The sequence below is a fragment of the Thalassovita aquimarina genome (genome assembly GCF_018219815.1).
In the GTDB taxonomy this organism is placed as follows: domain Bacteria; phylum Pseudomonadota; class Alphaproteobacteria; order Rhodobacterales; family Rhodobacteraceae; genus Thalassobius; species Thalassobius aquimarinus.
The window spans coordinates 1-6638 of the sequence record NZ_JADMKU010000041.1 but is presented as its reverse complement, the minus strand read 5'-3'; the positions used below and the strand labels follow the sequence as shown (position 1 = coordinate 6638).

Here is a 6638-nt window from a genome sequence, read left to right as displayed (position 1 = left end):
AGGTGCCCGAAGGTCTTCCTCTCCGCAATCGCGCTCGCTGCAACCGTCATCTATTGGCTATGAGTCCTGACCCTAGTGAAATGAAATTTCTGGTAAAAAATTGTTTGGCGCATTTCGCGCAGCAAACCGGCCACCCAGTTAAGATCGACAAGAACCGGCTACTGAAAATGGGATTTTCGATCAGTAGAGACGAAACTTTTATTTTTAAAGCACAGCACGTCATCAAAGAGGGCGATTACATATTCGCAAAGGAGCGGTTTGGCCCTGCAATCGAGATCGACAGGAATCGAAGAAAGCCGGATGATGTCAAATACTGGACTTGCAACATCACCACGAGTGACACGGTCAAGACCACCGACGCCTACATAACGAACATGACAAGTCTGCAGGTCCAGAAGTTGATTGAGAAGGAAGCTCAACGCATGGGTTTCAAACCTTTCAAAGGAAAACGAAACAAGACCATCTGGACCAGGAATGGCGTACCAATGACCTTCAGAGTTACGTTCTTTACCAAGTCAGGGCAGCGGCAGGATGGAAGCTCCACTCCTGCGGGCATATACTTTCAGGGTGCCCATCCTAAGTACCTGCCGTAACCGCTGATCAATTTCGGATGATAAATCTTGTGCCACAACCCTTTCGAAAAAGAAGATATGGGTTTGTCACGTTTTTGGCCACTCGCGATAGCCGCCGCTCATGCCCATGGCAGCATTGGGTGGAATGGGCTCCAACCAGTCATCCGGCATAGCCTCCTTCTCACTTCAACTGGCTGTCCTTCGACCCGCGCCGGTTGATGCCGCCGCGCGCCTTGTAGGTGCCGTCGCGGTCCTGCTGGCAATCGATGCACAATTTCACGCCCGGGATCGCTTCGCGCCGGGCCTGCGGGATTTCCTCCTCGCAATCGGCGCAATGGGTCAGGCTTTCACCCACCGGCGCCTTGCGCGCCTGCATCCGCTTCAACTCGCCGCTGATCGAGGCCTCGATCTGTTCGCTCACCGCGCCGTCGCGCGCCCATCCTCCGGCCATGGCATGCCTCCTTCGATGCTGACAGGGTAGCGCAAGACGCGCCTCTTGCAAGTGGCCCGCGCCGGATCGCCGGGCGTGAAGATTTGCCTGATTTGCATTATATCCTTGTAATATCCGCCCCGCGCCCTCATATGGGGCTTGCATACGTTTTTCTTTGTCGACCAACTGTCTCCCTTCCAACGGCGTTCAGTCTTTCGATCCAGACCTACGACGCCGGGCGGTCGCACCTACGCGGGCCGCATAAATCAGGAGACTACGGATATGGCCACTGGCACCGTAAAATGGTTCAACACCACCAAAGGCTTCGGCTTCATCGCACCCGACGGCGGCAGCAAAGATGTGTTCGTGCACATCTCGGCTGTGGAACGTTCCGGTCTGACCGGCCTGGCCGATGATCAGAAGGTTACCTTCGACATCGAAGCCGGCCGTGACGGTCGCGAATCGGCCGTGAATATCGCACTGGCCTAACGCTTTCCGATCCTATCGGAACGACGCGCGGTCCCTGAAAAGGGGCCGCGTTTTGCATTTCGGGCCCCTGCCCCGCTGTCCCGTGGGATTTTCCGGCCCGCCCCGACGTCACCCTTGGTTGAATCGCCGCCTGCCCCCTAACCTGACGCCAAACAGGGAGGGACGTGATGCAGATATTCGGGAAATGGCTGGGGCGGCTCGTTCTGGCAGTCGTCTTCTTGGCGGCGGCCGGGCTGGCTGGCTTCTGGGGCTTTGCCCCGACAATCGTGGAAAAGGACCGCAACGCCGTGATCCCCCACGATCCCTACCCGGTGTCGGCGGACGCACAGGCGTTGCACGAGCGGCTGACCATCGGCGACTGGCATGCCGACCCGCTGTTGTGGAACCGCGACCTGACCGAACGCGGCAGCTATGGCCAGGTCGACCTGCCGCGGCTGCGCGAGGGCAATGTCGCCATCCAGGTCTTCACCGCCGTCACCAAGAGCCCGGCGGGACAGAATTACGATCACAACTCGGCCGAGGCCTTCGACAATATCACCCTGCTGGCCTTCGGCCAGCTCTGGCCGATCCGCGCCTGGGACAGCCTGCTGGAACGCGCGCTGTACCAGTCGGAAAAGCTGCACGGGTTCGAGGCCAAGGCGCCCGATCACCTGAAGATCATCAAAAGCCGCGCCGATCTGGAGGCGGTTCTGGAAGCGCGGGCGCGCGGCGACCGGATCACCGCGGGCATCCTGGGCATCGAGGGCGGTCACCCGCTGGAGGGCAAACTGGCCAATCTCGACAAGCTGGAAGCGGCCGGATACCGGCTGATCGGGTTGCAGCATTTCTTCGACAACGAACTGGGCGGGTCGCTGCACGGGCAAGGCAATCACGGGCTGACCAAGTTCGGCCGCCAGGTGGTGAGCGAGGCCGTGCGCCGCGACATGATCATCGACGTGGCGCATTCCAGCCCGCGGGTGGTGCGCGACGTGCTGGCGATGACCGATATCCCGATCGTGCTGAGCCATTCGGGGCTGCATTCCCATTGCCAGGTCAAGCGCAACCTGCCCGATGACCTGATGCGGGGCATCGCCGCGACCGGCGGGGTGATCGGCATCGGCTACTGGGCCGAGGTGGCCTGCGACGACATCACGCCTAAGGGCATCGCGAAGATGATCACCGCGGCGGTCGCGGCGGTGGGCGAGGATCACGTGTCGCTGGGATCGGATTTCGACGGCTCGGTGGAAACCGCCTTCGACACCTCGGAATTGCCGGCACTAACCCACGAACTGCTGGCTGCCGGGCTGAGCGAGGCACAGATCGGCAAGGTGATGGGCGGCAACATGCTGCGGGTGCTCAGGGCGCGGCTGAAATGAGCGGCGGGGCGTTTTCCGTGTCAGGAAACGCCCCCCCCCTGCCCCCGGTTCAGTTGCCCGAGAACGGGAACGGCTTGTCTTCGGTGACCACGGTCTGGAACCTGGCCACGTCGCGCATCCAGTCGGCCAGCTTGACGCCGAAATCAGCGATCGATTCGTTGCGCTTGCCAGTAAACAGCAGGAAACCGAATTGCAGCACCGCGCCGACCGCGAGGATAGTTTCGGCGATGCCGAACAGCACCGCGAAGATGATCATGAAAAGCAGCCGCAGCCAGACACCTTTGCGCTCGGCCGTTGCGGCAGTTTCTTCGGGCCCCGGTTCGTCCAGCGTCACCGGGCCATCATTTTCAGGGATTTTGGACTCTTCAGCCATTTCAATACCGCCTTTTTCAATGAAATAAAGGTTTTGATGCGCCCGAACCTAGCATGGTTCGGGCGGCAGCAATTTGATCTTGGGCAAATTGGGCTCGGCGCCCGTCAGGCAGCGCTGGTCATGCCCTTTTCCGCTGCCAGTTCGCGCATCCGCTTCTGCAGCTTCTCGAAGGCGCGCACCTCGATCTGGCGGATGCGTTCGCGGCTGACGTCGTACTGGCCGCTCAGGTCTTCCAGCGTCACGGTTTCATCCGACAGCCGGCGCTGCACAAGGATGTCGCGTTCGCGATCGTTCAGAACCTCCATCGCCTCGGTCAGCATTTCGCGCCGCGCGTCCAGTTCGTCGCGTTCGGCATAGTCACCGGCCTGGTCGGCGCCTTCGTCTTCCAGCCAGTCCTGCCATTCCATGGTGCCGTCTTCCGACCCGATCGTGGCGTTGAGCGAGGCATCGCCGCCCGACAACCGGCGGTTCATGCTGACCACCTCGTCCTCGGTCACGCCGAGGTCATGGGCGATGCGGGCCACGTTTTCGGGACGCAGGTCGCCCTCTTCCAGCGCGCCGATGCGGGCCTTGGCCTTGCGCAGGTTGAAGAACAGCTTCTTCTGCGCCGAGGTGGTGCCCAGTTTCACCAGCGACCACGAGCGCAGGATATATTCCTGGATCGAGGCGCGGATCCACCACATCGCATAGGTCGCCAGCCGGAAGCCCTTTTCGGGGTCGAAGCGTTTGACCGCCTGCATCAGGCCGACATTGGCCTCGGAAATCACCTCGGCCTGGGGCAGGCCGTAGCCGCGGTAGCCCATGGCGATCTTGGCCGCCAGGCGCAGGTGCGAGGTCACCATCTTGTGGGCGGCCTCGGTATCCTGCTCCTCGACCCAACGTTTGGCGAGCATGTATTCCTCTTCCGGTTCCAGCATCGGAAATTTGCGGATTTCCTGCAGATAGCGGTTCAGGCCGCCTTCTGGGGTGGGGGCCGGGAGGTTTGCGTAATTACTCATTGTTCCCTGTTCCAACTCTCAATGTTTACGAGCTTAACATTCACATAGGAAGCCGCCTGAGCGCTTTCAAGGGCCGCTTATAGTGTTCTACGCCATATCGGGGCGGTTCCGTCGGTAAAAAACCTTTGTGTCAGCGCGCTCACAGCCATGTGCAGTTTGTGACAGCCGGTTTGGCGTGCCGCCACCATGTATTCATGCATATTTGCATATGATATTGGCGATTTTCGCCAATATCATACGTTTCCCATGTAATTTATACCACATTCCATCTTCCTTCATCAATTTACGGACTCTTCCCATGACCGATCAGCTGCACGACTCATTTCGATCTTATGCCCGCCCGGCGGGCGTAGCTTATCTTCTCATCATCCTGTTTGGCATCTCCGCCGAGATGGGCTTGCGTGGCACGCTGATCGACTGGACCAGCGCCGAAGCCACCGCCAGCGCGATTTCCGGCCATTTGGACCTGTACCGCCTGTCCATCGGCGCCGATATGATCATGGCGATCTGCGACGTCATTCTGGCGGTGCTGCTGTACCGCATGCTGCGCCCGGTGGACGAGACGATGGCGCTGATGGCGATGATTTTCCGGCTGATGCAGATGGCCATCGTCGGCGGCAGCGCGATGTACCTGTTTCAGGCCGAACAGGTCATGGCGGCCGGCGGCGATATCCTGGCCCCGCTGGCCCGGCACGCCGCCGCCTACGATCTCGGGCTTCTGTTCTTCGGCGTGAACACCCTGATCACCACCTATCTGCTGTGCCGTTCGGGGCTGTTCCCGGTCTGGCTGGCCGCGCCACTCGGCGCGTCGGGCGTGGTTTACCTTGCCGGAAGTCTGACCCGCTTCATCGCGCCCGACTTCAACGCGGCGATGGAACTGGCCTATGCGCTGCCGCTGTTCGCCGAAACCGGGTTCTGCATCTGGTTGCTGCGTGGCCCTGCCCGACAGGTTCAGCTTGCCTGAGACCTGAGCGCCGCGATCAGCGCCTCCATGTCTTCGGGCATGGCGGCCTCGAAACGCATCACCTCACCGCTCACGGGATGGGTGAAGCCCAGCACCGCCGCATGCAAGGCCTGACGGGGAAAGGCGCGTGCGGCGGTCGCGCCAGCCACGCCGACCGCCTTTTCCGACAACTTGCGCCGCCCGCCATAGGTCTGATCGCCGATCAGGGAATGGCCGGCATGGGCCATGTGCACGCGGATCTGGTGGGTGCGGCCGGTTTCCAGCCAGCATTCGACCAGCGCCGCCACCGCCGGGGTGCCGAAGGGTTCGACGATCCGCACCCGTGTCACCGCGTGGCGGCCGCCCTCGAACAGCACCGCCTGGCGCTGCCGATCGGTCTTGTGCCGGGCCAGGTGGGTGGTGATCTTCATGATGTTGCCGGGCTCGAAGCTGACGCCGCGCACCCCGCGCAGGCGCGGATCGTAGGCATCCGGCACGCCATAGCAGACCGCCTTGTAATAGCGTTCGACCGTGTGCTTTTCGAACTGTTCGGCCAGCCCGTGATGGGCGCGGTCGGATTTCGCCACCACCAGGATGCCGCTGGTGTCCTTGTCGATACGGTGCACGATGCCGGGGCGCTTGGCGCCGCCGACGCCCGAAAGGGTATCGCCGCAATGATGCAGCAAAGCGTTGACCAGCGTGCCGCCGGGCGTGCCCGGCGCCGGATGCACCACCATGCCCACTGGCTTGTTCACCACGATCAGGTCGTCATCCTCATAGATCACGTCGAGCGGGATATCCTCGGGGCCGATATGGCTGTCCTCGGCCACCGGCACGGTGATCTCGATCACGTCGCCCTCGGCCACCTTGGCCTTGGGGTCGGTCACGGGCGCGTCGCCGCGCGTCACCTGACCGTCGGCGATCAGCCGGGCCAGACGGGTGCGCGACAGCGACGCTTCGGCTGGCACATCGCGCGAAAGCGCCTTATCAAGGCGGGCGGGCGGATCGGCCTGGATCGTGACAGTGAGGCGCGTGGACGACATGGATGAAACCCCTGAACCGGAATTGCCGGCGAACCTGAAATTCCTGCGCCTGCTGGTGACGGTGCTGGCCGGAACGATGATTGTGGGCCTTCTAGTGATCATCACGCTGATTGTCATCCGCTTCCGGGACAAAAGCACCGATTTTCCCGAAGCGATCACCCTGCCCGGCGGGACGCAGGCGCAGGCCTTCACCCAGACCAAGCTGTGGTACGCGGTGGTGACTGGCGACGACCGCATCCTGGTGTTCAGCCGCGAGACCGGAACGCTGGTTCAGGAGATCGAGATTCGGAGCGAGGACTAATTCCTCCACCAGGGGCAAATTGGAAACCACTCACTGCCTGAGTTATCAGGTGCGACATCTAGGGTCAGGACTCATAGCCAATAGATGACGGTTGCAGCGAGCGCGATTGCGGAGAGGAAGACCTTCGGGCACCT

9 protein-coding genes are annotated in these 6638 nt (G+C 61.5%); 5 read left to right on the top strand and 4 right to left on the bottom strand.

From position 1 onward, the window contains the following. Window positions 1-593: hypothetical protein (locus IT775_RS20925; RefSeq protein WP_212703197.1), on the top strand; the 593-nt coding region annotated here is incomplete at its 5' end. Window positions 594-753: 160 nt separating this feature from the next. Here IT775_RS20925 and IT775_RS20920 read toward each other — a convergent pair. Next, on the bottom strand, window positions 754-1023 hold the full coding sequence (locus tag IT775_RS20920; protein WP_212703196.1) for a DksA/TraR family C4-type zinc finger protein: 270 nt from the start codon (window positions 1021-1023) through the stop codon (window positions 754-756). 261 nt (window positions 1024-1284) lie between these two features. On the opposite strand from IT775_RS20920, the gene IT775_RS20915 reads away from it, so the two are divergent. Continuing rightward, complete coding sequence (locus IT775_RS20915; protein WP_212703195.1) at window positions 1285-1491, top strand: cold-shock protein; 207 nt, start codon at window positions 1285-1287, stop codon at window positions 1489-1491. A 167-nt stretch (window positions 1492-1658) separates the two neighbouring features. Next, window positions 1659-2846 carry a dipeptidase gene (locus IT775_RS20910; protein WP_212703194.1) on the top strand — a complete coding sequence of 396 codons (1188 nt, stop codon included), beginning with the start codon at window positions 1659-1661 and terminating at the stop codon, window positions 2844-2846. Between the two features lie 49 nt (window positions 2847-2895). Here the strand turns inward: IT775_RS20910 and IT775_RS20905 are convergent, their stop codons facing one another. Beyond that, complete coding sequence (locus tag IT775_RS20905) at window positions 2896-3219, bottom strand: DUF4389 domain-containing protein (RefSeq protein ID WP_212703193.1); 324 nt, start codon at window positions 3217-3219, stop codon at window positions 2896-2898. A gap of 104 nt (window positions 3220-3323) precedes the next feature. Continuing rightward, entirely contained in the window at window positions 3324-4217 is an 894-nt protein-coding gene (rpoH, locus tag IT775_RS20900) for an RNA polymerase sigma factor RpoH (protein WP_212703192.1), read from the bottom strand. A gap of 298 nt (window positions 4218-4515) precedes the next feature. On the opposite strand from rpoH, the gene IT775_RS20895 reads away from it, so the two are divergent. After that, window positions 4516-5181 carry a DUF4386 domain-containing protein gene (locus tag IT775_RS20895; protein ID WP_212703191.1) on the top strand — a complete coding sequence of 222 codons (666 nt, stop codon included), beginning with the start codon at window positions 4516-4518 and terminating at the stop codon, window positions 5179-5181. Here IT775_RS20895 and IT775_RS20890 read toward each other — a convergent pair. Continuing rightward, window positions 5169-6203, bottom strand: coding sequence for an RluA family pseudouridine synthase (locus IT775_RS20890; protein ID WP_212703190.1), 1035 nt, complete (start codon window positions 6201-6203; stop codon window positions 5169-5171). The genes IT775_RS20895 and IT775_RS20890 overlap by 13 nt on opposite strands. On the opposite strand from IT775_RS20890, the gene IT775_RS20885 reads away from it, so the two are divergent. Then, window positions 6202-6504, top strand: a complete 303-nt coding sequence (locus IT775_RS20885; RefSeq protein ID WP_212703189.1) for a DUF6476 family protein — start codon at window positions 6202-6204, stop codon at window positions 6502-6504. The two genes, IT775_RS20890 and IT775_RS20885, sit on opposite strands and share 2 nt — an antisense overlap. The last annotated feature ends 134 nt before the right edge of the window (window positions 6505-6638 follow it).

Bases quoted from the DNA above. Each gene is read 5' to 3' on its own strand.
- IT775_RS20885 (WP_212703189.1), top strand. From the start codon at position 6,202: ATGGATGAAACCCCTGAACCGGAATTGCCGGCGAACCTGAAATTCCTG.
- IT775_RS20895 (WP_212703191.1), top strand. From the start codon at position 4,516: ATGACCGATCAGCTGCACGACTCATTTCGATCTTATGCCCGCCCGGCG.
- IT775_RS20905 (WP_212703193.1), bottom strand. From the start codon at position 3,219: ATGGCTGAAGAGTCCAAAATCCCTGAAAATGATGGCCCGGTGACGCTG.
- IT775_RS20920 (WP_212703196.1), bottom strand. From the start codon at position 1,023: ATGGCCGGAGGATGGGCGCGCGACGGCGCGGTGAGCGAACAGATCGAG.
- rpoH (WP_212703192.1), bottom strand. From the start codon at position 4,217: ATGAGTAATTACGCAAACCTCCCGGCCCCCACCCCAGAAGGCGGCCTG.
- IT775_RS20890 (WP_212703190.1), bottom strand. From the start codon at position 6,203: ATGTCGTCCACGCGCCTCACTGTCACGATCCAGGCCGATCCGCCCGCC.
- IT775_RS20910 (WP_212703194.1), top strand. From the start codon at position 1,659: ATGCAGATATTCGGGAAATGGCTGGGGCGGCTCGTTCTGGCAGTCGTC.
- IT775_RS20915 (WP_212703195.1), top strand. From the start codon at position 1,285: ATGGCCACTGGCACCGTAAAATGGTTCAACACCACCAAAGGCTTCGGC.